Raw genomic sequence first — 26,785 nt, forward strand, 5'->3', positions numbered from 1 at the left:
CCCTGTTAGCTCCTGATTTTTTATTTGAAAGGAGCTAACTATTTATAAAGACAACGCACATTTGAGAGATTGATATAATATTTGATTATACTAAGATCCAGTCACCAATCCATCTGTTTTCAGTAAGGTCATATAATCTTTTATAAATCTTTCCGTTAATCTCTTTATACTTCCACACATATCTATTTGCCTTTCCTATTTGTGATTCTTCTTTTGAGATTGGATTAGTAATCGGTTGTTGCGCATATGCTGTATAACAAGGAAAAAGCATTGTTAATACCAGCAAATTAGTCACCAGACTTTTGATTAATAGTTTTCTCTTCATAAATTGGAACCTCCTTTAAATCCTCCGGTATACTGGTCATTGTACCGATAAATTCTCCATTCATATATAATTTATAACCATCAATGGCAGTTACTATATAAGCGTTATCTGGAGTAATACTGAATGCGCCTGCTTCTTTAAAAACTTCCTCTGCTTCTTTACTGTAATCTGCCTCTGGAACAAAAAACAAAGAAATAAACATTATTATTGAAATAAACATAATATTTAAAATCAAGGTGACCATTTTCCTGCTGTTAGCAACATTAGCATTTTCTACAAGCAGAGAGATTCTTTTTTTAAAATTAGCGTTCTCAACTAATGAAAGGTCGAAGGATTTGTCTGAAAATGGTATCTTTGCAATATTCAGAAGTGATTCTGCATATTCTATTTTTTCAGTTTCATTTAATTGCCTGGATACCATATAGTCATTTGAAAATTCTATTGCACTATTATATTTCTTTCTTAGCATATATACAAAAGGATTCCACCAATGCACTGCAACTAATAAATCAAGTATAACTTTTAAATGTAAATCAAAGTTACGATAATGTTGTATTTCATGTGATAAAATAAAATGTAAGTCCTTTGAAGAAACAATATTTTGTGGAAAAATAATAATTGGATGAAAGATACCAAAGATAGAAGGACTAACATTTTCTGGTACACAAGCTACTTGCATTTTGCTTTGTTTATATGTATTTAACAAATAATAATATTCAGATTCTTTTACTTCTTCTGCTGACAGGATATAGGGGGTAATATAGGTATATACTTTTTTTCTTTTTAGTATATAACGAATAATCTGGATGACTGCTCCTATGAACCAAATGCCCAGCATTATATCAAAAATATTTACAGTTTCGGTTATTTTAATGTATACAATATTCCCTACAGCATTCATGATTTTTGCTCCGCGAAAGGAATAGGTAAATGGAAAATTAACAGGTATCAGCATTCGAAGCATAATAATGGCTGACAAAACAAATATAGGTTTTAGGTAACAGATCAAAATGCCTTTTGCCCTGTTTAAAGTTAAATACATATATATAGTCAGAACAATAATTGACAAAAAACATATCAAAAGGGATCCAAAAGAAACTAAGCGCATATATTATTTCTCCAATTTTTTCCTTTTTTCTTTGATTATTTTTTCTAATTCTGTAATAGCAGCCAGATCGTTAATTTCATCCACATAATGTGCAATCAGGTTCTTATCATTTAATACCTTACTAACTACCTGATCATATTCTGTGATAACCTGATCCCGACTTATAATTGGCCTATAGCTTCTGGACAATACAGTTCCACTATAAACAATGTCTGCAACTTCAATGGCATTTTTCTTCATAAGAGCTCGGAGCGTAGCCTGGACAGTATTAATATTAAGATCATCCTGCTTTTTTTCGATTTCTGATGCAATTAATGGTTTGTCCGATTCCCACAATATTTTCATGATATCTTCCTGCCTTCGTGTTAACTTAATCATTTTTATCCTCCTTTGCAACCGTTATATATTATTATAATAACACATTATTATTTATATTTCACTATTTAATAATATAAAAATATTGAATAATCAATAATAACATCTTATTGCTTTATTTCCGTAATCTTTAATAATTTTGTGCTGAAAACCTTAGCAATCTAAAGCAGTAAATTAAATTTCGATATTTCCTTTAATATTAATTTAAATTTGAATATAATGTGTAAAATTCAATTGATTTAATTTATTATTAGTATATAATTTAATATGTTAAAAATATATTGAAAATAATGACTTGATATTATATAATATATTAAAAATAAATTATCGCATAGATGACAAGGTTATAAGTGGATTACTCAACAACAATCGTAATAAAAATCGTGTAAGGCGTATCATATGAAAAAGAGATGGATTATAGAGATATTTTTTTGTTATGTAATCACAGTAATTATTGCATTTGGCCGTCCATTAGTTATTCAGAAAATTGTTGATACTGGATTAGTAGGAAAAACTTTTAGTGTCGTAATAGTATGTTCTATTATACTAGTTGGATTATCTATTATAGAATCTGGGATTAGTATTTTACAAACTTCGGTTTATGTAAATATACAAAATTGGATTGTATTAAGGCTGTATTACAAATATTTTAGCTATTTATTGAATCTTAAAGTGGCTTATTTTAAAAATAATAATTCTTCTGAAATTATTAACAGAATTACATCAGATATAGACAATATTAGTTCGTTATTTAATAGTGGCTTGATAAATACAGTAAGCTATTTATTGCAGATATTGAGTGGAGTTGCTGGATTATTTGTAATTAATTGGAAACTTGCTATCTTTGTTCTTCTTGCAGTACCAATAAAATTTTGTTTAATTACTTTTTTTTCAAATAAAAGAGAGCAAAACACAGAATGTATTTTAAAATATTATTCCGATTTTTCCGGATGGTTTGATGATACATTAAATGGAATTGCTGAAATTAAATTATGGAATTTATTTAAAATAAAGAAAAAAGAATTGATAAAATATCAAAAATATAATCTCAAGTTTCTCAAAGAAGGTAATCTCTTAAATTCATTTAATTTGGCAGGAGATACTTTGTTGCAATGGATTATCACTGGATTCCTTTATGGCGTAGGAGGTTATTTTGTTTGTATCAACGAAATGACCGTAGGTAGTTTAACTGCATTTATTACATACAGTTCTTATGTAATTGGTCCTATAGCTTTGATTTTTAATTTGAAATTCTTGTTTGCACAAATAAAACCATCTATCAAAAGGTTGCAAAAATTAAAAAAACTGGAAAACGAGCAAACATTAAGCGGATATCGTGAAATAAAAAATTTTGATAAAGAAATCATTTTTAATAATGTTAGTTTTTATTATGATAAAAATCATCCTGTTTTAAATGATATTTCATTAACAATTAAGAAAGGTGAAAGAATAGCCCTTATAGGAGATAATGGTTCAGGTAAATCAACCTTAATTCAACTTCTATTACAATTTTATCATCCACAAAAGGGACAAATTTTAATAGATGGCGTTGATATTGGAGAAGTAAAACTTAATTGTTATCGTCAATTATTTAGTGTTATAAGTCAAGACATATATTTATTCAGAGATACTTTGCGAAATAATATTCTTTTAGGAAAAAAAATGACTGATAGTCAACTCTGGCAAATAATAGAAGAATTAAAGTTAGAAAAGTTTATTCAAAGTTTGCCACAAGGATTGAATACGATACTTGATAGAAACGGAGGAAATTTATCCGGCGGGGAGCGTCAAAAAGTTGCCTTCATACGAGCAATAGTCAAAGATGCAAAAATTATTATAATGGATGAAGCCACTTCAAATATAGATCGGATATATGACAGTTTTATTCACAATTATATTTTTCAAAAATGTAATAATAAAACTGTGATAATTGTTACCCATAAAGCAGAAAATCTAGAAAATTTAGACAAAATATATGAGATTAAATGTCATAAAATCCAAAAGAAATAGTCAATAAATTAATTAGAAGAAGTTGAATATGTTAAGGATGGAAACAATTATAAAAGTATCTATATAAAGAAGGGAGAAGGTGTCTATGGGAGAAATTGTAATAAAATGTTTTTCAACATTAAAAAAGTATTATTTCTATGATCGACACACAAATTCAGTAGTTTGCGTAAATCCTGAGGAATACAAAATCTTAAAAAATGTCGAACGAGATGGGAAAATTCCAAATAATTGCAGGGAATTAGACAAATATTTACAAAAAGGATTATTGCAGAAGAAGATTACAAAAAAAATAATTCACCCCTCTTCCGATGATATTGAATATTATGCAAACAAGCAATTAAAAGAACTAATATTACAAGTGACGCAGCAATGCAACTTAAGATGCTTCTATTGTACATATTCGGGTAATTATTATAATAGAGGACATTCAGACAAAAGAATGTCTTGGGAGATAGCACGGGAAGCAATAGATTTTTATTTTGAACATTCTATAGATTCAGATAAATTAATTATTGCTTTTTACGGAGGAGAGCCATTATTAGAGTTTCCGCTCATCAAAAAATGCGTAGAGTATGCCGAGGGAAAAGTTCAGGATAAAGAATTGAGTTTTTTTATAACTACTAACGGAACTTTATTATCAGAAGAGGTTATTAGCTTTTTAGCAAAACATAAATTTGCAGTTACAATCAGTTTAGACGGCAAAAAAGAAGAACACGATGTAAATCGTAAATTTAGAAATGGGCAAGGTTCTTTTGATGTAATCGTTCGAAATTTAAACAAAATAAAAAAGTATGACGAAGAATTTTTTTCTACTGTAAGATATAATACCGTCATCAATCCAAAAGCGGATTTAAAAAATGTTTTAGACTATTTCGCTAATTCAAAGTTATTCAATCCTATTCAAGTCAGATTAAGTATGTTAAATGAAACAGGTGTATCAAATAATGGATTACTTAAAGTAAATGATTCATTTTGGATTCCACACAGATATGAACACTTAAAGGTATTGCTATACTTATTGGGAAAAATTGATCGGAAATATATACACCCCTTATATATTACAGATCATAGAGCAATAGAACTTTTTTATAAAGAGACTCATCAACATTATATAGAACTGGAAGCAATGCATCACGGTGGTCCATGCATCCCTGGGGTAAGAAGGTTGTTTGTAGACACTTCAGGAGATTTTTATCCATGCGAAAGAGTTAGTGAAAATGTTCAAGGAATGAAGATAGGAAGTGTTGAAAAGGGATTTGATTATAATAAAATGCGTTATATTTTGAACATCGGTCAATTGACAGAAAAAGAATGTTTGGAATGTTGGAATTTACGTTTATGTAGAATGTGTGTAGGACAAGTTGAGCCTACAAATAATAAATTAACATGCGAAGGAAAGTTATGTAGTTGTAAAACGAGTATAAATGATACTTTGTATAATTTAAAAGAATTATGTGTTTTGATAGAAAATGGATATCATTTTCACGAGGAGGATCATGATGAGTGAGAATAGTAAGAGAAAAATTGTATTGTTCCCTGCAAATTATGAGTCGAATGTAATCTATGAACACTCCAAGGAATTAAAAAAATATGAAATAAGTTTTATAGTTACTTATAAAGAAAATGAAATAGAAGTTCAAAAAAATAGCATTTACACAAATGATTCCGAAAAAGCCCTTATGGATTGCGATGTCTTGATTTTATGTGATAATGTGCAAAAAATGGGCAAAAAAGCATATATTAATCGAATTAATGAAGCCATTCGAAAAAATATACCAATATACACTAGCAGCTTTATCTATAAATGGCTGGGAGTTGAAGTATTTAAAGATGCTGAGACAACAATTCTAAATAGCTATAACAATAGAATTTGTACTTCGTCAAAAAAATTACGAAAAGTGACATGCCCAGTTATCTCTATATTAGGAGATGGTGAAAATTGTGATAAGTTTTCTTTGATATTATCAGTAAAAAAAGTTTTAGAGGATAAAGGATATAGCGTTTTAGTAATTTCTGGGAATCCACTTGCAAGGTTATTTAATTGTGACGTATTACCTGATTTTTTATATGCGGATGATATATCTCTGCCTCTAAAAGTTAAACGAGCCAATAGTTTTATTTGTGACTTAGCTGAGCAAAAACTTCCTGACATAATACTGATTAGTTGCCCTAGTGGGATAATGACATTAAATGATTATGAACACAATTATTTTGGAGAAATTTCATATGTTTTATCTAATGCAATAATAAGTGATTATGGTGTTCTCTGTATACATTATAGTAAATACTATACGGATAAATATTTTGATGAAATGAAAAAGTTGTGTAAGTTACGATTGGGCGTGGATATTATTAAATTCTATATCTGTAATCAAACTTATAATGTAAATACCGAGGAAGAAAAAGTAGAATATAATTTCTATTCTAACAAGTTTTGTAAAGAAAATTTGCCAACAGAAATTGTGAACAGCAATATTGTCTTACTTCCAGACGATAAAAAAGGGATTGAAACATTCATAGATGAATTAACTTCCCTTTTAAATGAAAATCCTGAGATAATTTAGATCATTTGTAAAAAATATACAGGGGGTATATATATGACAAAAGATATTGCTAAAAAAATGTTGTTAGAGGAAATTAGTGCTCTTTTTGATATTACTATTTCAGATTTAAATGATAATTTGCTTGATCAAAAGTTTGGAATAGATACCGTTGATTTCTTATATTTAATTAATACGCTTGAAACTAAATATGGAATTAATATTTGCAGAATTTTAGAAACGAATGATAGCCCAATATTTACTGTTAACAATTTGGCGGCAGAAATAGAGGCGATTGGCATTAATGAAAATAGGAATAATTGACGATTCTTTAGATAATAATGTAATGCTTGATTTTTCTCAGATACATAAGTATAAAATAACGAAATGTCAAGTAAAAACGGTATGCCAAACAAACGATATAGTTAATTCTACTCATAGTACATTATGCTGCAAGATTTTGAACGATAACTTAAGAAATCCTAAGAACCACGTTTTAATACATGTTGATATTATGAATAAAAATCAATTAGATATTAACGATTTCATAATTGCATTAGAATTTCTTTTTTCTAATCAAATTGATGTATTATGTTTGAGCATTGGCACAACGATATTATCAAAACAAAAAGAAATATATCCTTTGATTAAAAAAATGTATGACAGTGGAATTACTATAATAGCTGCAAGCAGTAATGCTAATCTTATTACTATGCCGGCAGCGTTTCAAGAAGTGATCGGAACTATAGCATTACCTGTAGAACATTTTTGTTGTCAAAAAATCTATGCTATTCCAGATAATGATCTTCATGTGGATTGTGGGACAGTTTTGGATTCAAATATAGGAAATAGCTTTTCAGCTCCTCGTGTTTTGGCAAATTTGTTAAATAAAGTTGATGCGTTATGCGAAGAAAGTAGTTTTTCATGTTCAAGAAACCTAATAAATCAGTTTCTTGCCCAAGGAGAAACCTGTAATGATCGCCAGATTAATGTACTGTCTGAAGCACTGCTTCCAAAAAAAATTATCAATCCACCAATTATTTTAATAGAATCAGATGATATTTCAATATTTTCTAATGTTTTAAATTGTCTTACTAAAATATTTGGTTATGAATGTGTATGTATTACAGACAATAATTCTTCAAGCGATGATTTTAGAATTATAAATTATAATAAACAAAACTTCGAACAACAAATAAATATTTCATTTCATCGTAATGTTGATCTTTTATTATTAAATTCAAATATACTTTTAACATTTCCAAATATAGTAGATACTACTGATTGTTGCTGGATACATGTGTATCGAAATAGCATGAAATTAACCGTCTGTAACCAGGTAATACACAATTATAGTAAACATGAAATAGAATCAATATGCAAAGATATGATATTATTATTACAAGAATAGAAGGGGGTGATTTCTAATGAAGAACAAAACATATATTTTGGTTTGTTTGCTATGTTTAAGTTCTGGATTAATGGCATGTGCTAAAACGCCACAAGAAGAAATTGTTGTTGACCGATCAGAGGGGATTCCGAAAGAAAGCATTCTGGAAAAAGATGACGATGTACCAAAAGATCTGCAGATTCCTGATCATTGGCACGAAAAGATTGAAAGAAGCGATGGTTTTGTTACTTTAGAAGCAGATTATTCTCCACAGATACCAGAAATATACAATACACCTGTAGATGTTTATGAACAATCAGTATTGACCAATGAATTGTTGGAGAAATTATGCGATTATTTTTCAGATGGGAATCCATTGTATGAATATCCTAAGATGACAAAAGATGAATTAGAATCGGAAAAAGCGAGAATGGAAAATTATGAGGGGACTTGGGCTTCGTTATCTGGTGGATTAGGATCAACTCAATATTGGCAGGATCAACTTAGTAAAATGGATCAACTTATTGATGAAGCTCCAGAAAAAGCGGGAACAAAGAATTCTATAAAGCCTGTTCTTATGGAGCCGGTACAGACAGAAAGAGATTTCTATGATGGAGTAAGTGATTATTATTATGATACAGACGAAAAACTAGGTTTCACAGCCAAAATAGATAAAGAAAATGAAAAGAACCCCTTAATCCGTGCGATAAGCTATAGCGATAAATTAGGAAGCACAACCAATTTTCTGTATTCCCAGGGTACGTTTATTGATGAAGAATATCTGATGCCTTTGATTCATGGAAATTTAGATAGCAATAATAAAAATGATGCTTGGCTAAAATCATTAAAAGAACATATGGAAGAGATACCATCTCTATCTGAAGAGGAGGCTTTGAATGAAGCGAAGGCTTTACTCGATAAATTATCAATAAAAGGGTTTGAAGTAGGCAGCTGTGTCAAAGCAATCGGAAATAGGAATACAGAAACATGGGTATTATGGGACGAAGATAATCCCTTTAATGAGGTTGGATTTTCAATTTATTTTTATCGTACATTGGGAGACTTGATGGGATATAGTCAGCGGTCACCTGAAATACTAGAAGGAATTCCAGAAACAGTATACGCCCCACAATTTTCTTCCGAAAAAATTCAAATCATTATCACGAAAGATGGTGTTCAAAAATTTGCTTGGACAAATATGTCAAAGAAAATAGATACAGTTGCAAATAACACAAAGCTACTTTCTTTTGATGAAATAAAGGAAAAACTGGCAGATCACCTGCTGTATTCCGCTCTTTCTGACGATGGAGATGAGCTGAAGGATACTGGTACAAAATGTATATATAATGTTACAAATATACAGATTCGTGCGGCCAACATTAATGCATTTGAAGAACCTGAAAAAGTATGGTTGGTTCCTGTGTGGGTTTTCAATTTAGAAAAGACAGGATTAACTTCAGATGGGGAGGTTCTTAAATGGGGCACAGAAAACGTCGTATTAAATGCAATTGATGGAGGATTTGTATCGATCAAGCAGGGAGAAGGATAATGTACTGTTTCTATATATGACATTATTCAATCATAAAATTATTCTTGGAAAGGAGGAGTAGAGTTAAAGAAGTTTGAATAATGTTATTTATAATAAGGCATTCATTATAAAAATAGGAGGAATATGAAATGAAGAAACTAAATAAAAGAATTCAAGAAAATCGTAATACATTAGAGCAGTATAAGAATTGCGTATGTGATATCAATTGCGATTGTTATTGTGGTCCGGGAGGATATCCGTGGGCTCTTGCAAAAGAAAGTTTACGTGAAAACATGAAGTCTAATATTGACAGAAATATTACAGCATGATTTTTCTATTTCTGCGCTAAAAGTATATTTTTGTTGTAATATTAGAATGTTTAATTAATTAATTTCAGGCAAAGAAAACATATTGTTTTCTTTGCCTGAAAAGCAATAATATGTTTAATTCATTATTATGTAGTAATTTGTTTGTATATGGTAAATCACTAGTACCGTGCTAGTTTCCTTGTCTCATGAGATAATAACTCCAGAAAACTACAAGTTTTTTAAAGGAGTTAGTGCCATAGATAAAATCACACATCAGGTCCGTGCAGAGCACTGGACCAAGATCCTGAATGAATGTATGAACAGCGGGATGCCAAAGACCGCCTGCTGCCGGGCAAACGGAATCTCTGGAAAACAGTTCTTTTACTGGCAGCGCATCCTGCGCTGGGAAGCTTATGAAGCATCTCAAAATCCGTCTCTGTCCGCAGTTATAGAGACGGGACAGTTATCTACTGTTCAGCAGTCCGTATCTTTCGCTGAGATCAAACTTCCTGCTGTGTTACCAGATGCATCATCCGTTTTCCATCCGGATTCCGGAAGGTTTACAAAAGGCTAAAACAGGGCGGCTTCAGCTGGTCCCGTACAAAAGAAGAGGCTCTGGAGATCACGCCGGAACAATACCGGGCGCTGATGCAGGGGCTGGAGATCGTATCCAGACATCCGATCCAGGAAGTGCAGCCCAGCAATCTCCTGTGATACGTTGTGCAAAACAGAGAAATTTAAAAATCTTTTCCGGTTCGCCCTCGCAGATACAGTGGAAGTTATCCACATCCGGGTCTCATGCAATTCATTCAATTAAGAGTACTCCACATCTCCCGGCAGGTGATGGCCAACTGGGTGATCCAGTGTGCCGACCGGTATCTGGGGGCACTTTATGATTACCTTCATAACAGGATGTACCGCTTCCATGTGCTGCAGGCCGATGAGACTCCAGTCAAAGTTGTGCGTGGTAAGGTGATTTTACAGCCACAGGGTAAGGAGTTTTTTACATGACGCGGTAAGGAGTTTTTTACATGAGTTGGTAAGAAGTTCTTTACACCGTCCGGTAAGAACTTTTTTACATCCTCTGCGGCGAGTTTTATCACAGGAGGAGTCAGCAGTTCATCCGATTTTGTATACTGTAAGCAGTACACAAGAGAGGAGACCTTTATGCTGACAAAAACAAAAATGCAGGAAATACAGGATTTAAAACTGCAAGGTTACACAAAAGCTGATATTATCAGATACTATGAAGCGCAGGGACGCAAGCCTCCCAGCCGTCCCACGATCAGCAAGTATTATGACATGGATGTGCTCCCGGATGATCCCGGCGCTAAGCTCGCAAAACCGAAAACCTTTGATGCGGAACCTTTCCGCAGTACGATTATCAGGATCCTTGAAACAAACAGCGGAAAAACGTTCTGTATGTCATCAGTTTACGATGTTCTGGAAGAAAAATTCATCGAAAACGGAGACTATGAGAAACTTCCCGGGAACCAACAGACGCTCCGGAACTACATCCATTATCTTGAGGATTCCGGACAGATCAACAGGGAGCCTGAGCACCGCCGTATCTATGATTATGTTTTTGACACCCCGCCCGGAGAACAGATGCTGATTGACTTCGGTGAGGAGACTCTCTCAAAAACAACGCATATCCATTTCATGTGCCTTTTGCTGCGTTACAGCCGTTTTTTATGCGTTTATGCACAGGATCACAAGTATAACTCGGAAGAGGCCTGTAAGGCGATCTACCGTAGTTTCTGCAGGCTTGGAGGGCGTCCTAAAGAACTGGTCATTGACCAGGACGCCGTGTTTGTCGCCAGTGAAACCTATGGTGAAGTCATCAAGACCAGGACCTTTGAAGATTTCTGTACTGAACAGGATATCCGGCTCTGGGTGTGTAATAAAGCGGATCCAGAAAGCAAGGGACCTATCGAAAACTCTGTCGGGTTCGTGAAGAAAAACTTCTTCAGTGCGCGGAAGGTCACCTGTATCGATGATGTATGGCGTTCCCTGCCCGGATGGCTGGAACGCAAAAACCAGCGGATCCACCGTTCTACCTTACGGGTCCCAAAAGCAGTCTACGACAGCATTGAAAGGTCAGCCATGCGGCCTCTTCTTCCATCCGTGTATGAAACATCTCCGAATACGTTCCGCACTTATGAAATCGCGGCAATGCCTTACGTCCTGTATAAATCATGCAGGTATTCGGTTCCCCGTGATTATGCTTTCAAAACGGTACGATTCAAAGTTGTCAGTGGAAAGATCCACATTTATGACGATCAGCTGAACTATATCTGTTCCCATAACCTCAGTGAGCGAAAAGGAAGTGTCAATCAGCTCCCAGAGCACCGGAAGCAGGACTCCGGAGACTGGATCGAGATCATGGAACGTCTCCGCGGGAAATGGAACTGCTATGACTTCCAGCACTTCATCAATGGTGTAAAAAAGGAAAATCCACGGCATATCTCCAAACAGCTTCGGGCAATTGAACAATTCCTTGATTCTGAGAATCCGGATAAATCCCTGGTAGCACAGGTGATGAAGGAGTGCTGCCAGAAATACCGGTATCAGTTCTCACAGTTTAAAGTTGTTTACAGCCTTGCAAAAGCCGGCCGGGAACTGGCCACAGACGACTGCCGCGCACAGGTTCCATCCGGCAGTGTCAGCTACACGGATCTTTCTGTTTATGCAAAAGCCTTTCAGGAACGCACAGAGAGGAAGGAGGCTGCTGCTCGATGAACCGTGAAATCTTAAAAAGTATGGATACCGGCCATATCCCTGTACAGCGGCTCACAGCCCTGCTTGAAACGTTTACCTTAAAGCACGCGGCGCGTATGCTTCCGGATCTTCTGGAAACCGCAGATCTTCAGGACTCCTCCTGCAGGGAATTCCTTCTGGCTGTTCTCGAGACCGAAGTCAAAGGTCGGAATGAACGGCGTCGGAAGCGTAACTATTCCGCAGCGCATTTTCCACCAAATATCCGACCATTAGAAGAGTTTGATCCGGAAGAGCTGGAGTCAGGTATCACCCACGCGCAGCTCTCCGTATTGAAAGAATTATCCTGGCTGGACAACTGCGGAAACCTTGTCTTTGCGGGGCCTCCCGGCCTCGGCAAGACCATGGTTGCCTGTGGCCTTGGTCTACAGGCTATCAACAGTGGCTATACTGTATGTTTTGAGAAGATGACCAACCTGATTAAGATTCTCGACACCGCAGAAACAGAGCGTGCAGCCGGATTTCGACTCAAAAATATCAAGAAAGCACAGCTTGTCATCATTGATGAGATCGGCTATACACCGATCAGCCGCGGACAGGCAAACCGCTTTTTCACATTTATCAGTGACACCTATGAAACCAGTTCCATCATCTTTACCACCAACAAAGAGATTGTTGACTGGGCTGAGATGATGGGGGATCCAGTACTTACCACTGCAATGCTGGACCGGATCCTGCACCATGCCAAGTGTTACTCTTTCCGCGGGGAATCCTACCGGCTGAAGCACCCTGACCTGTACCCACAGGGAGAAACAGGGATGTAAAAAACTGCTTACCGGGTAAAGTAAAAAAGTGCTTACCTTACGATGTAAAAATCTGCTTACTAAGGGATGTAAAAAACTCCTTACCATACGGTGTAAAAAACATCTTACCTAACAATGTAAAAAAGTGGTTGACATTTGCACAAAGTAGCGAAGGATGGGCGTCCGGCGAACAGTAACTGTGTTACGGGACACACCGCAACTATGTGCGATGTTCCGTTCACTGAATCCTAAGCTTTTCAGGCGAAGGATTTCTCGATATTTGGTCATAGTGGTGACCTCCTTTAACTGTATTCATATCTACTGATGTTGTTCTTACAGTATAAAGGAAATCTATGTAATAGAGCCTAATGTGGCTCTGACTTACCGGAATATATGGCTTTCATTCTCCGGAATGGCAGCTCTCAAAGTCCGGACAGGTGGCTCAAAGAGCCTCGGAATAATCAATTATATGGGTGTTCTACTTTGGTTAGCACACCTATTTTTGAAGGAGGAGAAGATGAAAAACCGTTTTCCAAATAATAGTTCCTTATTTTCAGGTTTAAGAAAAAATCTTTTTATTATTTTTTATATATTATACACACTGGTAATGATGGGAGTAAGTGTTCATTTTGATAAGAAGAATCAATTTTACTTAACTAGTTTTTTAGGCATAGCAATTTCTGCAGTTTATGTTGGGGCTATTATTTTTAGAAATCGGCATGATCTAACTTCGTTAGGAATTTGTACGAAAGGTTTGAAAATAACGATAGTATTATTTGTGCTTATAGTTGGAATTTCTTTCTTTATGAATTATCCGCAGTTTTCTTCTTCAGAAGTTTCAATTTGTGATTACATTTTTAATATGATTATATATTTTTGTATGTTTTTCTTTGTAGAAGAATTTATTTACAGAGCTTATTTAGGGCCAAAGCTTATGAGATTATATAATAAGCATCTGGGAGCTGTTATTAGTGGAGCATTGTGGGGGAGTATGCATATTCTCTTGAATATTGGGCGTCCCTATATGCAAGTGAATAGCCTTTTGATATTTAATTCAATAACCTCTGGTATAGCAGGACAGTACATATTTATGTTCTTTTATAAAAGAGTAGGAAATATTTTTTTCCCTGTTTTCCTTCATATGGCGCCACACATTCTGACTACAGAAATAACTTATAAAATATCTGTTTTTACGCGATAAATATATTTCAAAATCATTACATAAGACGCATTTATATTGATGTGAACTTCCTTGATAATTAACTCTCGTTTTCATAAGCAGACGTATGGAAGAGGTGAAAAATCCCTTGGTTTCAACAGGAAAATGCGATTTATTTATTGCAGATATTGAGTGGAGTTGCTGGCCTTTTTGCAATTAATTATACGTTATCGCATATATAATGTTTTAATTATTCGGATTCGTGCGGCCAACATTAATGCATTGAAGAACCTGAAAGAGTATGGTTGGTTTCTGTGTGGGTTTTCGATTTAGAAAGGACAGGCTTAACTTCGGCTGGGGAGATCCGTAAATGGGGCACAGAAACCATCGTATTAAATGCCATTGATGGAGGATACATTCAGCCGAATGCGGATCCCGGGATTGAAGTGGACTAAATCCTGAAAGGAGGGGGTAAGGAATGAATGGAATCTATCGAATGGATATCAAACGTGGATTATCTTCACCAGGGTTTTATGTGGGCATTGTGCTTTGTTCTTTAGCAGCTGTTTTCGGCATGGGAGAGATGATGGAAAATATTGCAGAATCTATAATACCGGAAGGAGAAATCCGTTTCCTGTCCGCGGTCTGCATAGCGCTTCGAACGGAAGCCATTGCTTATGTATTGCCCATTGTATGTACATTCGCAGTAAGTGGGATGTTTATTGAAGATATGCAAAGCAGAGTGTTATATTATAGTATCCTTAGAACGACAAAGAAGCGTTACTATACCAGTAAAATACTTAGCTGTGTATTGGTTGGATTTTTAACAGTTCTTGCCATGATCTTACTGCTGCTTATTATTTTTGGCATCTTGTTTCCGCCAAAGCAGGCGGAAATACAGACCTTCCAGACAGATAGTTTGATATATTTGTGCAAGATGGCAGCAATTTTGTGTATAAACAGCTCCTTTTATGCTTTGCTTGGGGGAGTGATTTCCGTTGGCTCTAATAATCGCTATATGGCCTATGCCTCTCCCTTTATTTTGTATTATATCATATCCACCTTATTGAAAGCCTATCTTTCAGATTATCCCATTTTGAATCCGGAAGAATGGATGTTATTGAGAATTTCCAGTGAAAGTCAGGTTATAGTGATTTTGCTTGCTGCTAATTTGATAGCGGGAACCGGATATCTTATTATGATGGAAAGAAGGTGGAAACATGAGTGAATTTTGTCTTGTATGCTCAATGACCAGATTGAATTTCCTGGGGTGGAAGAAAAATCCCCAGATTGTTTTGGCGTTTATTCTGGCATTTGTGTTCTGTGTTATGATGTCTGCCAAGGCTATTATGTTTGCCCGGACCTATGGAACGATCATGCAGATTTTTGAACCTTTTGTATGGGCATTCAGTGATGGAAAATCAATTCTGCTTGCTTCTTTTCTTTTGATTTTCTTCTTTATGGACATGCCCTTTATCAACGAAGCAACACCCTATTATCTGGTCAGGGCCAGGCGAAGTACCTGGATCTGGGCCCAGATCCTGTATATTGTGGCTGTAACATTGATCTATATGTTTTTTATACTGATAGTATTTTGTATATTATGTGCACCCCTCTCGTTCGTGGGGAATATGTGGAGCGAGACAGGAGCTCTTTTAGGGTACTCTGGTGTGGGAGAGAAGGTGGCGCTTCCTGCTTCAGTGAAAATAATGGAAATGTCAAAACCTTATAAGTGTACGGCCGCTATTTTCTTTTTGATGACCTTATATACCCTATTGGCAGCAACGCTCATGATGATCTTTAATCTGCTGAAAAATAAGTTTGGCGGCGTTGTAAGTGTATTCATCCTGAATCTTTATGGCCTTCTTCTGAATCCGGATATGGTAGGCAGGCTTTTAAATATACCGGATATATTGCAATATAAAAGTAATGTGATTACTGGGTGGATTTCTCCTTTGAATCATGCCACCTATTATATGCACAATTTCGGCTATGATCTGTTGCCAAGGTTATGGCACAGTTATCTGATTCTGGTTGTGTGGGTTCTGTTAAATATTTTGATTATCAGAAAGCTGGCCAGGCGTTACCAGTTCGTATTTTCATAGAGAAACGGAGGGCAGACGATGAATGAAGTAATGGTAAAAGTTGAAAACTTGAGAAAGACCTTTCGGGAGCAGGAAGTTCTCAAAGGGATAAACTGTGAGTTTTTAAGAGGAAAGACGTATGCTGTGATCGGAAACAACGGTTCCGGAAAAAGTGTATTTTTTAAATGCGTATGCGGTTTTCTTACGCCTACAGCCGGTCAGGTTACAGTAGGAGGAAAGCAGATTGGAAAAGATGTAGATTTTCCTGAATCTATTGGCCTTCTGATTGAACATCCGGGCTTTATGCAGCAGATGTCAGCATTTAAAAATCTCCGGTTAATGGCGGGAATCCGCGGTCAAATTACGGATGAGCAGATCAAAGAGGTCATCCGTAAAGTGGGTCTGGATCCGTCTTCAAAAAAAGCAGTGGACAAATATTCTATGGGAATGAAGCAGAGACTTGGCATTGCCCAGGCAATCATGGAAGCCCCGGAATTGCTGATACTGGATGAACCCTTTAATGGATTGGATAAGGGGGGAGTGGAGGAGATACGCGCTTTATTGATGGAGTGGAAGGAGAAAGGGAAAACGATCCTTCTAACCAGCCATAACAGTGAAGACATTACTCTTTTGGCAGACCATGTGTGGGAAATGGATGCGGGAAAAATGACACGCGTTAAATAAAAATATCTGTCTTTACACAATAAATATATTTCAAAATCATTACATAAGATGCATTTATATTGAGAATACCTTGAAATTTAATTTATTAATTTTTGAGGTATTTTTTTTATTTAACAGGAACTTTGCTCCCTGTTAAATAAAACGCTCTGTGGGATATGTATTTGCGCGAAGCGGAAATTGTTGTTTTGGATAAAACTGACGATAAAAAAGAAATGTGAAAATTTATCGCTCAATAGAAGTAATAATAGTATAATATCACAAAAATAAAAATATAAATTGTGCATAATTGATGAAAAATAAAAATAGCAGGAAAATATATTGACTATTTTACCTAAAAGTAGTAATGTGATAACAGATATAAGACATCTGATATCAGATTAGCAAAAAGGGTTAAGGAGGAAAAAGAAATGGCAAACATTTATTATGACAAGGATGCGGATTTAAGTCTGGTAACGGACAAAGTAGTGGCAATCGTAGGATATGGAAATCAGGGACGCGCGCAGGCGCTGAATATGAAAGATTCCGGCGTAAAGAGGATCATCGTAGGAAGCCGTCATGATGGATCTTATGATCAGGCGGAAAAGGACGGATTTGAGGTGTTTCCAATCGCTGAGGCCTGCAAGATGGCTGATGTGATCTTCATGCTTCTTCCAGACGAATTTGCACCGAAGATTTTTGAAGAGCAGATCGCTCCTGGATTGGAAAAGGGCAATATTGTTAATTTCGCTTCCGCCTACAATATTACATTCAAAAAGATTATTCCGCCTGAGTATGTAGATGTTGTTATGGCAGCTCCAAGAATGATTGGAGAAGGAGTTCGTGAGATGTATCTAAGAGGAGAAGGCTTCCCAGCATTTGTAGGCGTTGCGCAGGATGCGTCCGGGAAAGCGCTGGAATATGGCAAAGCCCTTTGTAAAGCGATAGGTTCCACGAAAAAAGGTGCAATTGAGGTATGCTTTGATGATGAAACATGCCTGGATCTGATGACAGAACAGGGAATTTGGCCGATTATCTATCATGTATTTGTAGAAGCATTTAAACTTCATGTAGAAATGGGACATCCGGAAGAAGCAGTACTGATGGAGGAATACATTTCAAAAGAACCTATGTTCATGATGGAGAAGGCAGCAGAAATGGGAATGTTCAAACAGCTTCCGTTCCACTCACATACAAGCCAGTATGGACAGCTTAAAAGTTTTGAACTTTTTGATCCGACACAGATTAAAGAATTTCTCCGCGACAGATATGACAGAATACGCAACGGTGCATTTGCAGAGGAATGGGAGAAAGAACAGAAGGAGAATGATCTGGCGACTCTGAAAGAACTGAGCCAAAAGGCAATGGAAAGCGAACTTACAAAGGCAGAAGAACGACTCTTTGAAAAGATTAATTAATATTACGTAAAGGGACGGCGGATCGAACAGACCGTCCCTTTCTAAAAGGAAGAAGGGAGGAAAGAATATGTCTGAAATGGCACAGGTATCATTATGGCTTATTATTTCAATCGTTGTGATTTTGATTTCTATTATGAAATTGAAATTAAGTCCAGTTATCGGGTTGATCTTTGGAAGTCTTGTCATGGGGCTTGGATGCGGCATGAATCTGTTAGATACAGCGACAACAATTGGAACCGGATTTGGCGACCTAATGGCTGGAATCGGTCTTCCAATCGGTTTAGGCGTTATTTTAGGAAAACTGCTGGAAGAAAATGGAGGCGCTCGTGTGATTGCAGAAACGCTGGTAGCAAAAGCCGGCGAGAAATATGCGCTTTACGCTCTTGGATTTGCGGGATTTCTTCTTGCAATACCGGTATTTTTTGATATTACTTTTATTATCCTTGTACCTCTTGCAATTGAAGTAAGTAAAACTTTGAAAAAACCTTTGCCATACGCCATTGGCGCTGTAACGATCGGTGCGGCCGGAGCACATACTCTGGTTCCGCCTACACCAAATCCTCTTGCAGCTGCACAGATCTTTCATTTTGATCTTGGTATCATGCTTGGTGTAGGGGCAGTTGTCTCCCTTTTCGTCTATATTATAGGAACAACGATTTATTTTAAAATGCTGGATAAAGGGTTCTGGAATAAAGAAAAAGATGAAACGGGAATTTTGGAAATGAGTGAGTCAAAGCCAATCCCGGAAGGAGCACCAAGCTTCGGTATGGCTCTGATTCCTTTGCTGCTCCCGGTTGTCTGCATCCTGCTTGACACAGTCAGTACAGCATTTGGAGTGGATTCCGCTGTACTGTCATTTCTCGCAGACAAAACAATCGCCATGCTCCTTGGAACTCTGGCTGCTTATTTGATCTCTATTAAATCTATTGGGAAAAATCTGGAAAGTGTAGCGAATAAGGCAGTTGCAGATTCCGGTATCGTTCTTCTGATTACCGGAGCCGGCGGATCGTTTGGAGCTGTGATCAGTGCCACCGGATTTGCTGACATCATTGCGGAAAGCTTTACATCAATTGGAACTTCGCCGGTTGTTCTGGTACTGTTTGCCTTTATCATAGCGGTAGTGTTCAGAATAGCGCTTGGTTCAGGAACAGTTGCTTCCATCACTTCCATGAACATAATGGCTGGTTTTGCCAGTATGACAACACTGCATCCGGTTTTTATCGCACTGGCGTGCCTGGCCGGCGGAATCAGTGTTGGACATGTAAATGACAGTGGTTTCTGGGTTGTAACCAACATGTCCGGCTACACTGTAAAGGGAGGACTTAAGTCCTACACACTGGCAGGCATATTTATAGCCGTATTCACAATGATTGTTTGTATTGCGGCAGCACTAATCAGCTCCATATAGTAAATCAAAAGGTTTTCGGACTGGCATATCTTGCGGAACTGCCAGTCCGAATTTTAATGATGCAGTGTCAGGGTATCCCACTTATTGATAGAGTGAAGAATTGCGTCGTGCATGGCATTTTGATCTCTCTTTTTAAAGGCTTGAAGGATCCGTTCATGGTTTTCCAGCACAATATTCTGATAGATGGAGTTGGAAACCTCCATGGAAGGCTTGAACAATTTCATGATCGCATTCCCGATACAGGAAAAAAAAGGATTTTTTGTTGCGGAATAGATATATTCATGAAACTGGACATCTAATTCCAATGTGTCTTCCTTTTTTTCGGCTTTTTCTTTCATTTGTTCATGCAACTTTTCTAGAAAAAGGATCTCTTCATCAGTAATTGTATTTACGGCAAGGCAGCTGACAGCGTTTTCAATGATGCGACGAAATTCAACCAGATTATCCTGTGAAGAATTGCTCTGGAGGATCAGCTGATAGGTCAGCGGGTTTAAGGCATCGGAATCAATAGAAGTACGGATACGGCTGCCGTGTCCTTTTACAATTTCTACGACGCCGACTGCCTCCAGCATTTTTATTGCTTCACGGATGCTGGATTTTCCGACTCCCAGGTTTTCAGAAAGTTGATTTTCGGAAGGAAGATACTCACCGGGTTTGAGCTGTCCGGTTGCCAAGGCTTCGGTAATTTTATCAGTAACCATGCGGCTCAAATTTTTTTTGGGCATGGGCAAAAGCCATGATTCATTTGATTCTATCATATAAAAACCTCCTAATATTCTAATTTTAACATAATTCAACGACCAATTCTATTTATTTTTGAAAAATAGAGTGAATCGATGTAAAAAATATATTTTATCATTTGTGTTGGAGTTTCTGGTACAACTATAGAAAGGGGAAGAAATATGGGTTTTGAAAAAATGTTTTCTCTGAACGGAAAAAATGCGTTGATCGTTGGAGGGTCAAGGGGACTTGGAAGGGGAATGGCAGAAGCTCTTTCGGAGGCAGGAGCACAGGTAATCCTTGCTAGCAGAAAAGAAGAAGAATGTAAAAAAGCAGCAGGAGAAATACAGAAAAAAACCGGCGGAAAGGCTTTTGGACTACGAGCAGATATCAGTGGGAAAAACGGTGCTTCCCAGCTGGTGGCAGAGGCGGTAGATTTGGCAGGACATGTGGATATCCTTTTGAACAGCGCAGGAGTCAATGTCAGAAAACCGTCAGTGGATTATACGGAAGAAGATTGGGATAGGGTACAGGAGGTACAGCTGAAAGGTGTGTTTTTTACCTGTCAAGCTGCGGCAAGGCATATGATAGAAAAAAAGATCAGAGGGCGGATTATTAATGTTGCGTCCATCAATGCAAAGGTTGTTGCAAGGGAGGATATCGTTTCTTATGTGGCCGCCAAAGGCGGTGTGATGCAGATGACAAAAGCGCTGGCAGCAGAGTGGGCGTCTCATGGAATTACGGTGAATGCGGTCGCACCGGGATTTTTCCAGACAGAACTTACAAAAGTTTTGTTTGAAGATTCGGATGTAAGATCCAAATTGTTAAGCCATATACCGATGCGGCGTTTTGGAGATCCAGATCAGGATCTAGGAGGGATTGCCGTATTCTATGCGTCAGATCTGTCAGCCTATACAACCGGACAGATGTTGTGTGTGGACGGAGGTTATACATTGATATAGACGCAGAAAAAAATGATATAATAATATATTAATGACAAGCGGAGGAAGAAAATGAAATTTAAAGAAATTACTGTGGAAGATATGACATTCAATCCCTTTACAAGGACAAATAAAGACTGGATCCTGATTGCGGCAGGGGATGAAGAGGAAAATAATCTGATGACGGCATCATGGGGGTTGTTTGGAACACTCTGGAGAAAAAGTATTGTGGAAATTTTTATCCGCCCTCAGCGCTATACCAAAAAATTTGCAGACGAGAATGATATGCTCACTATATCTTTCCTGCCGGACGGTTACCGGGAAGCATTGAAGATCTGTGGTACAAAGTCGGGAAAAGATATGAATAAATGGGAAGCTGCGGGTCTTCATCCCTATTATGTGGATGGGACAGTAGGAGTAGAGGAGGCAGAACTCATTATTGTGGGAAAGAAACAGTATACGCAGTGGGTGGATCCGACACTGTTTATTGAAAAAGAGAATGACATAAAATGTTATCCGGAGAAGGACTACCATGAGATGTATATGCTGGAAATTGTAAGGATTCTGCAAAAGGAAGAGTAGCGTCGGTGTACAAGGGGCAACACGGTCGGTGAAGGGTAGATTTTAGTCCCTTCTTCGTTACTTTCACTCCGCGTACGTCTCTGTACGCGTCGTTCAAGTGCCTAAAAGGGGCTAAAATCTGCTCCTTCCCGACTCACAGACTCCAGCCGCAGGAATTTCGGGGTTTTTCAAGGCAGACGATTGAGGCGTACTGGACGTACGCCGAATGAGGATAACAAAGAAAATCCCCGAAATTACGCGGCTTGGAGCGTATTGTCCCCTTGTACACCGACGCTAACATTTGATTATGACAAACTAGGAGACCGGTTTGGTGGCGCAGCGGCGCCGGTTCAACCTCCGGTATACAAAGATTCCGGTCAGGTCTGCTAAAGCCCATCCGATCGGAACGGACAGCCATATGCCGGTAACCCCGATCCACGGCACCATAGAGAGTGTGTAGGCCAGCAGTACACGGGTTCCAAGGGAAATGACTGTCAGAACGACAGACATGCCCGGGCGGGCGATAGCGCGGTACAGCCCGTATAATAAAAACAAAATACCAATCCCAAAATAGCAGGAGCCTTCAATGCGAAGATAGTGGACTCCGGCTTCGATGATCTGCGTCTCATCGGCAGATACAAAGATCTGCATAAGAGGACGGGCAAAGATACAGACGAGAAGACTGACAGCCAGACAGAAGAAAAAGGAAACAAGGAATGCGCTTCTGATTCCCTGTCTGATGCGGTCTTCTTTTTTTGCTCCGAAATTTTGTGCAATAAAAGTGGAGAAGGCATTTCCGAAATCCTGTACCGGCATATAGGCGAAGGAATCGATTTTTACAGCAGCGGCAAATGCAGCCATAATAACCGGGCCAAAGCTGTTGACAAGTCCCTGCACCATGAGGATACCGAAATTCATGACTGACTGCTGGATACAGGTGAGGAAAGAAAAACCGGTGATTTCCCGGAAAATTTTTTTATCCCACTTGAAATTCTCTTTTCGGGGGCGAAGAGAGGGAAAATGAAAAAGAGTATACAGCGCAAGTCCGATTCCGGAGACATACTGAGACAGGATAGTCGCAAAGGCAGCGCCCGCTACGCCCCAATGGAAAGAGAGGACAAAAAGGAGATCCAGTACAATATTCATGACGGCAGAAACAGCCAGAAAGATCAGTGGAATCCTGGAGTTTCCAACAGAGCGGAGGAGGCAGGCAAAATAATTATAGAAAAAAGTGGCAGGAATCCCTGCAAAAATGACAAGCAGATAGTCCCGCATCAGATCAGTGACAGAAGCGGGGACGCGAAGGAACCAGATAATGCTGTTGATGCCAAGAAAAACAGCCAGGTTGAGAACAACAGTAACGGCTCCGATAAAAAGGAACGATTGAAAAATAGCTCCCTTCATACGAACTTCATCCTGTTTTCCATAGCTGATGGAAAAGGAAGCGCCGCTGCCCATACACAGGCCCAGGATGATGGAAGTAAGAAATGTCATCAGAGTGTAAGAAGAACCTACCGCAGCCAGAGCATCGGCCCCAAGGAAGCGTCCGACGATAATTGTGTCAGCAATATTGTAAAATTGCTGGAGCAGATTTCCGGCAATCATGGGAAGTGCGAAAACCAGCAGACTTTTTGTAATATTTCCGGTTAAGAGTTTACTTTCCTGCATCGGTGTTGATCCTCCTGAATATTTCTGATCCTGGCGTAATACTGCAATTTCAGAGCAGCAATAATATTATTATAGAAGAGAGGCGGGAGGACTGTCAAATCCATTCGCTGCATATGGATGGGTATGTAATTTTTGTTGACAGAAGGAAGTAAGACCTATATGATGGTAAAAAACAAAAAGGAGAGGTTTATGGGATTTGATCTGAATATAAGTATTCCGGTAATTACAGTATTTCTGCAGGGGATCTTAAGCTTTTTTCACCTTGTATTTTTCCGTTGATCCCTTTATATATCGGTTATCTGTCAGGGGGAGCGGTCAGAAGAGGTGACAGCGGAGAGCTGCAATACCAGAAAGGAAAGGTTCTGACCCATACGCTGTTTTTTGTGGCTGGGATCAGCTTTACTTTCTTTTTGCTGGGGATGGGTGTGTCAGCTGCAGGAGAGTTCTTTTCCGAACATCAGGCTGTGTTTGCCAGAGTGGGAGGAGCCCTTGTGATCCTTCTTGGATTGTATCAGTTTGGCCTTTTGGGGACGTCTAAACTTCTTGGAAATGAACATCGGCTTCCCTTGAAATTTGACCGGATGGCTATGTCTCCGGTTACAGCGCTGCTGATGGGATTTACATTCAGTTTTGCATGGACGCCGTGTGTGGGACCGGCGTTGTCTGGCGTGCTGCTGATGACGGCATCAGCGGCCACAAGGACGAAAGGATTTCTGATGATCGGTGTCTATACGCTGGGATTTGTCATTCCCTTCCTGGCTGTCGGTATATTTACCACAACTTTACTGAAGATTTTCAAAAAGCATGGAAATATTGTAAGATATACGGCGCGGACAGGAGCGGTGCTGATGATCCTCATGGGGCTTATGATGATGACAGGAAAGATGAATGGAGTGACAGGGTATCTGTCAACACCCTCCCTGGAATCAGAGTCCGTGCAGAATGATGAAACAAAAGACAATGGGGAAGAGGACAGTGTAGAAGAAGGAGAAGGAGAAAACGCAGAAGAAGACAGTGGAAAGACAGATCCTTCGGCAGCTGTTGATTTCACTTTGACAGATCAGTATGGGCAGGAGCACAGGCTGTCAGATTATCGGGGGAAGGCAGTCCTTTTGAATTTCTGGGCAACATGGTGTACGGTATGCAAGAGGGAAATGCCCGACATACAAAATCTGTATGAGGAATATCAGGCGAAAGGCAGCGGGAGCGATACGGTAATTTTGGGAGTTGCTTTTCCGGGAATTTCGGGAGAAGGAAGCAGGGAAGAAATTACTGCCTTTCTTGAGGAAAACGGCTATACTTATCCCGTGCTGATGGACGAATCAGGACAGCTGATGGAAAGATTCGGGATCATGGCGTATCCTACAACCTATATGATCGATAAGGAAGGGAAAATTTACGGCTATGTAAGCGGCATGGTTGGCAAAGAAGGTCTGGAGAGTATGATCAGCCAGACGCTGGAAGGAGAAAAATAATGAGGCAGGCGGACAATTGTCCGGCCTGCCTCAATTTATGAAGGGGGTTATTTAGAGGCCAGTATTTTTTCGATGCTGACCAGTTTTACACTTAATACAAAAATTTCAGTAGCGATCTTCAGTTCCTCGGTGGTCGGATAGGATGGAGCAATACGGATGTTGCTGTCCTGCGGATCCTTTCCGTAGGGGAAGGTAGCTCCGGCGTCTGTCATGACAAGACCGGCTTCTTTTGCTTTGGCAACAATTTTCTTTGCGCATCCCGGAAGAGCGTCAAAGGAGATAAAATAGCCGCCGCGGGGAGCCAGCCAGGAGCCGATGCCGAGCCCTCCGATTTCCCGTTCCAATGTTTCCAAAACGGCATCAAATTTAGGACGCATGATATCTGCATGCTTTTTCATGTGCTGTACCATGCCGTGAATATCTTTAAAATATCTTGCGTGGCGGAGCTGGTTTACTTTATCGTGACCGATGGTCTGGATCTTCATCTGCTCGCGGATTGCCTTAAGGTTTTCAGTGGATGCAGCGATGGCGGCAATTCCGGAACCCGGGAAACTGATCTTGGAAGTAGAGGAGAACTTATATACCATATCCGGATGTCCTTCCTTCTTACATTCCATAAGGATTTCAATGAGATAATCCTGCTTGTCTTCATATAAATGATGGATTCCATAAGCATTGTCCCAGAAGATACGGAAATCTTCGGCAGCAGGATTCAGTTTTGCAAAACGGTGCACTGTCTCGTCAGAGTAAGTGATTCCCTGGGGGTTGGAATATTTTGGAACGCACCAGATTCCTTTGATGGCCGGATCGGAGCTGACAAGCTTTTCTACAATATCCATATCAGGGCCGGTTGGAGTCATTGGCACGTTGATCATTTCAATGCCGAAATATTCTGTAATTGAAAAATGTCTGTCGTATCCGGGAACCGGACATAAGAATTTGACTTTATCCAGTTTGCACCAGGGAGTGCTTCCCATTACTCCGTGAGTCATAGAGCGTGCAATCGTATCATACATGATGTTCAGGCTGGAATTTCCAAAAATTACAATGTTTTCCTTTGGAACTTCCATCATATCAGCAAGCAGCTGCTTTGCTTCACGTATGCCGTCCAGGACACCGTAATTGCGGCAGTCCACTCCTTCCTCACAGACAAGGTCAGAGTCGCTGTTCAGGACATCCATCATTCCCATAGAGAGATTCAGCTGTTCTGTAGACGGTTTGCCCCGGGACATATCCAGCTTCAGTCCCTGTGCCTTTACCTTTTCAAATTCAGCTTCCAGTTCTGATTTTATTTCCAGCAATTCTTCTTTTGATAATTCTTCATATGTTGTTGCCATCCTTGCATCCTCCATCTCATTTTCCCATATTTTACTCAATGCTACCATTGTAGCGGTAAATTGAAGAATCGTCAATTGGTTCTTGCAAAAATATTGATAAAAACCAGTAATTCTGTAAAAAACTACAAGAAATATGAAGTTTTTTAAAGTTTTTTATTCATTTATTAGGAGAAATACAAAAAAGAAAGGCGGGACTTTTGACAGTCCCGTCCCCGATGAAAAAATCTGTTTTTAATGAAGCGGCCTGCT

The 26,785-nt window shown here is 38.4% G+C and carries 26 protein-coding genes and 1 pseudogene; 21 read left to right on the top strand and 6 right to left on the bottom strand.

Annotation, left to right across the window (positions count from 1 at the left end):
• Window positions 1-85: 85 nt before the first annotated feature.
• The 3 genes from EUBC25_RS11075 to EUBC25_RS11085 form a co-directional block, all read right to left on the bottom strand.
• Window positions 86-325, bottom strand: a complete 240-nt coding sequence (locus tag EUBC25_RS11075) for a hypothetical protein (RefSeq protein ID WP_230105543.1) — start codon at window positions 323-325, stop codon at window positions 86-88.
• Window positions 288-1,226 carry a M56 family metallopeptidase gene (locus EUBC25_RS11080; RefSeq protein WP_230105544.1) on the bottom strand — a complete coding sequence of 313 codons (939 nt, stop codon included), beginning with the start codon at window positions 1,224-1,226 and terminating at the stop codon, window positions 288-290. The genes EUBC25_RS11075 and EUBC25_RS11080 overlap by 38 nt, the downstream gene beginning before the upstream one ends.
• Before the next feature lie 210 nt (window positions 1,227-1,436).
• The gene (locus EUBC25_RS11085) at window positions 1,437-1,811 is read right to left on the bottom strand and encodes a BlaI/MecI/CopY family transcriptional regulator (protein ID WP_230105545.1); all 375 of its coding nucleotides are present in this window, start codon (window positions 1,809-1,811) and stop codon (window positions 1,437-1,439) included.
• Between the two features lie 396 nt (window positions 1,812-2,207).
• On the opposite strand from EUBC25_RS11085, the gene EUBC25_RS11090 reads away from it, so the two are divergent.
• From EUBC25_RS11090 to EUBC25_RS11175, 18 genes are all read left to right on the top strand, one after another.
• Entirely contained in the window at window positions 2,208-3,818 is a 1,611-nt protein-coding gene (locus tag EUBC25_RS11090) for an ABC transporter ATP-binding protein (RefSeq protein ID WP_230105546.1), read from the top strand.
• 85 nt (window positions 3,819-3,903) lie between these two features.
• Window positions 3,904-5,325 (top strand): Cys-rich peptide radical SAM maturase CcpM, encoded by a 1,422-nt coding sequence (ccpM, locus tag EUBC25_RS11095; RefSeq protein ID WP_230105547.1) that lies wholly within the window; start codon window positions 3,904-3,906, stop codon window positions 5,323-5,325.
• Window positions 5,318-6,382, top strand: a complete 1,065-nt coding sequence (locus tag EUBC25_RS11100; protein WP_230105548.1) for a TIGR04066 family peptide maturation system protein — start codon at window positions 5,318-5,320, stop codon at window positions 6,380-6,382. Before ccpM ends, EUBC25_RS11100 begins: the two co-directional genes overlap by 8 nt.
• 33 nt (window positions 6,383-6,415) lie before the next feature.
• Window positions 6,416-6,682: a hypothetical protein gene (locus EUBC25_RS11105; RefSeq protein ID WP_230105549.1), complete on the top strand. Its 267-nt coding sequence runs from the start codon at window positions 6,416-6,418 to the stop codon at window positions 6,680-6,682.
• Window positions 6,663-7,769, top strand: coding sequence for a S8/S53 family peptidase (locus EUBC25_RS11110; protein WP_230105550.1), 1,107 nt, complete (start codon window positions 6,663-6,665; stop codon window positions 7,767-7,769). The genes EUBC25_RS11105 and EUBC25_RS11110 overlap by 20 nt, the downstream gene beginning before the upstream one ends.
• A gap of 16 nt (window positions 7,770-7,785) precedes the next feature.
• Window positions 7,786-9,297, top strand: coding sequence for a DUF6034 family protein (locus EUBC25_RS11115; protein ID WP_230105551.1), 1,512 nt, complete (start codon window positions 7,786-7,788; stop codon window positions 9,295-9,297).
• 128 nt (window positions 9,298-9,425) lie between these two features.
• Complete coding sequence (locus EUBC25_RS11120) at window positions 9,426-9,605, top strand: CLI_3235 family bacteriocin precursor (RefSeq protein ID WP_230105552.1); 180 nt, start codon at window positions 9,426-9,428, stop codon at window positions 9,603-9,605.
• 295 nt (window positions 9,606-9,900) lie between these two features.
• On the top strand, window positions 9,901-10,158 hold the full coding sequence (locus EUBC25_RS11125; RefSeq protein ID WP_230105553.1) for an IS66 family insertion sequence element accessory protein TnpB: 258 nt from the start codon (window positions 9,901-9,903) through the stop codon (window positions 10,156-10,158).
• Window positions 10,116-10,298: an IS66 family insertion sequence element accessory protein TnpB gene (tnpB, locus tag EUBC25_RS15105; RefSeq protein ID WP_392391230.1), complete on the top strand. Its 183-nt coding sequence runs from the start codon at window positions 10,116-10,118 to the stop codon at window positions 10,296-10,298. Before EUBC25_RS11125 ends, tnpB begins: the two co-directional genes overlap by 43 nt.
• 84 nt (window positions 10,299-10,382) lie before the next feature.
• Window positions 10,383-10,595 carry an IS66 family transposase gene (locus EUBC25_RS15040; protein ID WP_416386656.1) on the top strand — a complete coding sequence of 71 codons (213 nt, stop codon included), beginning with the start codon at window positions 10,383-10,385 and terminating at the stop codon, window positions 10,593-10,595.
• Window positions 10,596-10,751: 156 nt separating this feature from the next.
• Window positions 10,752-12,326 (top strand): Mu transposase domain-containing protein, encoded by a 1,575-nt coding sequence (locus EUBC25_RS11135; RefSeq protein WP_230105554.1) that lies wholly within the window; start codon window positions 10,752-10,754, stop codon window positions 12,324-12,326.
• On the top strand, window positions 12,323-13,126 hold the full coding sequence (gene istB, locus EUBC25_RS11140) for an IS21-like element helper ATPase IstB (protein WP_230105555.1): 804 nt from the start codon (window positions 12,323-12,325) through the stop codon (window positions 13,124-13,126). The genes EUBC25_RS11135 and istB overlap by 4 nt, the downstream gene beginning before the upstream one ends.
• 496 nt (window positions 13,127-13,622) lie before the next feature.
• Complete coding sequence (locus EUBC25_RS11150) at window positions 13,623-14,306, top strand: CPBP family intramembrane glutamic endopeptidase (protein WP_230105556.1); 684 nt, start codon at window positions 13,623-13,625, stop codon at window positions 14,304-14,306.
• Between the two features lie 436 nt (window positions 14,307-14,742).
• Window positions 14,743-15,492, top strand: coding sequence for a hypothetical protein (locus EUBC25_RS11155; RefSeq protein ID WP_230105557.1), 750 nt, complete (start codon window positions 14,743-14,745; stop codon window positions 15,490-15,492).
• A complete protein-coding gene (locus tag EUBC25_RS11160) occupies window positions 15,485-16,369 on the top strand; it encodes a hypothetical protein (protein WP_230105558.1) in 885 nt (294 codons plus the stop codon). Before EUBC25_RS11155 ends, EUBC25_RS11160 begins: the two co-directional genes overlap by 8 nt.
• An 18-nt stretch (window positions 16,370-16,387) precedes the next feature.
• Window positions 16,388-17,032: an ABC transporter ATP-binding protein gene (locus EUBC25_RS11165; RefSeq protein ID WP_230105559.1), complete on the top strand. Its 645-nt coding sequence runs from the start codon at window positions 16,388-16,390 to the stop codon at window positions 17,030-17,032.
• 407 nt (window positions 17,033-17,439) lie between these two features.
• A complete protein-coding gene (gene ilvC / locus EUBC25_RS11170) occupies window positions 17,440-18,426 on the top strand; it encodes a ketol-acid reductoisomerase (RefSeq protein ID WP_230105560.1) in 987 nt (328 codons plus the stop codon).
• 67 nt (window positions 18,427-18,493) lie between these two features.
• Window positions 18,494-19,834, top strand: coding sequence for a GntP family permease (locus EUBC25_RS11175; protein ID WP_230105561.1), 1,341 nt, complete (start codon window positions 18,494-18,496; stop codon window positions 19,832-19,834).
• A 53-nt stretch (window positions 19,835-19,887) separates the two neighbouring features.
• Here EUBC25_RS11175 and EUBC25_RS11180 read toward each other — a convergent pair whose 3' ends face one another.
• Window positions 19,888-20,592 carry a FadR/GntR family transcriptional regulator gene (locus tag EUBC25_RS11180; protein ID WP_230105562.1) on the bottom strand — a complete coding sequence of 235 codons (705 nt, stop codon included), beginning with the start codon at window positions 20,590-20,592 and terminating at the stop codon, window positions 19,888-19,890.
• Between the two features lie 144 nt (window positions 20,593-20,736).
• Here EUBC25_RS11180 and EUBC25_RS11185 point away from each other — a divergent pair, with 144 nt between their 5' ends.
• On the top strand, window positions 20,737-21,516 hold the full coding sequence (locus EUBC25_RS11185; protein WP_230105563.1) for an SDR family NAD(P)-dependent oxidoreductase: 780 nt from the start codon (window positions 20,737-20,739) through the stop codon (window positions 21,514-21,516).
• Window positions 21,517-21,567: 51 nt separating this feature from the next.
• Window positions 21,568-22,077, top strand: coding sequence for a flavin reductase (locus EUBC25_RS11190; RefSeq protein WP_230105564.1), 510 nt, complete (start codon window positions 21,568-21,570; stop codon window positions 22,075-22,077).
• A gap of 294 nt (window positions 22,078-22,371) precedes the next feature.
• Here EUBC25_RS11190 and EUBC25_RS11195 read toward each other — a convergent pair whose 3' ends face one another.
• Window positions 22,372-23,724, bottom strand: coding sequence for an MATE family efflux transporter (locus EUBC25_RS11195; RefSeq protein ID WP_230105565.1), 1,353 nt, complete (start codon window positions 23,722-23,724; stop codon window positions 22,372-22,374).
• A 189-nt stretch (window positions 23,725-23,913) separates the two neighbouring features.
• On the opposite strand from EUBC25_RS11195, the pseudogene EUBC25_RS11200 reads away from it, so the two are divergent.
• Window positions 23,914-25,199 (top strand): annotated as a pseudogene (locus EUBC25_RS11200) (redoxin domain-containing protein).
• Window positions 25,200-25,246: 47 nt separating this feature from the next.
• On the opposite strand, the gene EUBC25_RS11205 reads toward EUBC25_RS11200, so the two are convergent.
• Window positions 25,247-26,536, bottom strand: coding sequence for an aspartate aminotransferase type Ic (locus EUBC25_RS11205; RefSeq protein WP_230105566.1), 1,290 nt, complete (start codon window positions 26,534-26,536; stop codon window positions 25,247-25,249).
• Window positions 26,537-26,785: the final 249 nt, after the last annotated feature.

This window comes from Claveliimonas bilis (assembly GCF_020892095.1).
GTDB lineage: Bacteria > Bacillota > Clostridia > Lachnospirales > Lachnospiraceae > Claveliimonas > Claveliimonas bilis.

Bases quoted from the DNA above. Each gene is read 5' to 3' on its own strand.
- EUBC25_RS11120 (WP_230105552.1), top strand. From the start codon at position 9,426: ATGAAGAAACTAAATAAAAGAATTCAAGAAAATCGTAATACATTAGAG.
- ccpM (WP_230105547.1), top strand. From the start codon at position 3,904: ATGGGAGAAATTGTAATAAAATGTTTTTCAACATTAAAAAAGTATTAT.
- EUBC25_RS11205 (WP_230105566.1), bottom strand. From the start codon at position 26,536: ATGGCAACAACATATGAAGAATTATCAAAAGAAGAATTGCTGGAAATA.
- EUBC25_RS11125 (WP_230105553.1), top strand. From the start codon at position 9,901: ATGAACAGCGGGATGCCAAAGACCGCCTGCTGCCGGGCAAACGGAATC.
- EUBC25_RS11185 (WP_230105563.1), top strand. From the start codon at position 20,737: ATGGGTTTTGAAAAAATGTTTTCTCTGAACGGAAAAAATGCGTTGATC.
- EUBC25_RS11150 (WP_230105556.1), top strand. From the start codon at position 13,623: ATGAAAAACCGTTTTCCAAATAATAGTTCCTTATTTTCAGGTTTAAGA.
- EUBC25_RS11195 (WP_230105565.1), bottom strand. From the start codon at position 23,724: ATGCAGGAAAGTAAACTCTTAACCGGAAATATTACAAAAAGTCTGCTG.
- EUBC25_RS11075 (WP_230105543.1), bottom strand. From the start codon at position 325: ATGAAGAGAAAACTATTAATCAAAAGTCTGGTGACTAATTTGCTGGTA.
- EUBC25_RS11165 (WP_230105559.1), top strand. From the start codon at position 16,388: ATGAATGAAGTAATGGTAAAAGTTGAAAACTTGAGAAAGACCTTTCGG.
- istB (WP_230105555.1), top strand. From the start codon at position 12,323: ATGAACCGTGAAATCTTAAAAAGTATGGATACCGGCCATATCCCTGTA.
- ilvC (WP_230105560.1), top strand. From the start codon at position 17,440: ATGGCAAACATTTATTATGACAAGGATGCGGATTTAAGTCTGGTAACG.
- EUBC25_RS11105 (WP_230105549.1), top strand. From the start codon at position 6,416: ATGACAAAAGATATTGCTAAAAAAATGTTGTTAGAGGAAATTAGTGCT.
- EUBC25_RS11160 (WP_230105558.1), top strand. From the start codon at position 15,485: ATGAGTGAATTTTGTCTTGTATGCTCAATGACCAGATTGAATTTCCTG.
- EUBC25_RS11085 (WP_230105545.1), bottom strand. From the start codon at position 1,811: ATGATTAAGTTAACACGAAGGCAGGAAGATATCATGAAAATATTGTGG.
- EUBC25_RS11115 (WP_230105551.1), top strand. From the start codon at position 7,786: ATGAAGAACAAAACATATATTTTGGTTTGTTTGCTATGTTTAAGTTCT.
- EUBC25_RS11175 (WP_230105561.1), top strand. From the start codon at position 18,494: ATGTCTGAAATGGCACAGGTATCATTATGGCTTATTATTTCAATCGTT.
- EUBC25_RS11155 (WP_230105557.1), top strand. From the start codon at position 14,743: ATGAATGGAATCTATCGAATGGATATCAAACGTGGATTATCTTCACCA.
- EUBC25_RS11110 (WP_230105550.1), top strand. From the start codon at position 6,663: ATGAAAATAGGAATAATTGACGATTCTTTAGATAATAATGTAATGCTT.
- EUBC25_RS11080 (WP_230105544.1), bottom strand. From the start codon at position 1,226: ATGAATGCTGTAGGGAATATTGTATACATTAAAATAACCGAAACTGTA.
- EUBC25_RS11190 (WP_230105564.1), top strand. From the start codon at position 21,568: ATGAAATTTAAAGAAATTACTGTGGAAGATATGACATTCAATCCCTTT.
- EUBC25_RS15040 (WP_416386656.1), top strand. From the start codon at position 10,383: ATGCAATTCATTCAATTAAGAGTACTCCACATCTCCCGGCAGGTGATG.
- EUBC25_RS11180 (WP_230105562.1), bottom strand. From the start codon at position 20,592: ATGATAGAATCAAATGAATCATGGCTTTTGCCCATGCCCAAAAAAAAT.
- EUBC25_RS11135 (WP_230105554.1), top strand. From the start codon at position 10,752: ATGCTGACAAAAACAAAAATGCAGGAAATACAGGATTTAAAACTGCAA.
- EUBC25_RS11090 (WP_230105546.1), top strand. From the start codon at position 2,208: ATGAAAAAGAGATGGATTATAGAGATATTTTTTTGTTATGTAATCACA.
- EUBC25_RS11100 (WP_230105548.1), top strand. From the start codon at position 5,318: ATGAGTGAGAATAGTAAGAGAAAAATTGTATTGTTCCCTGCAAATTAT.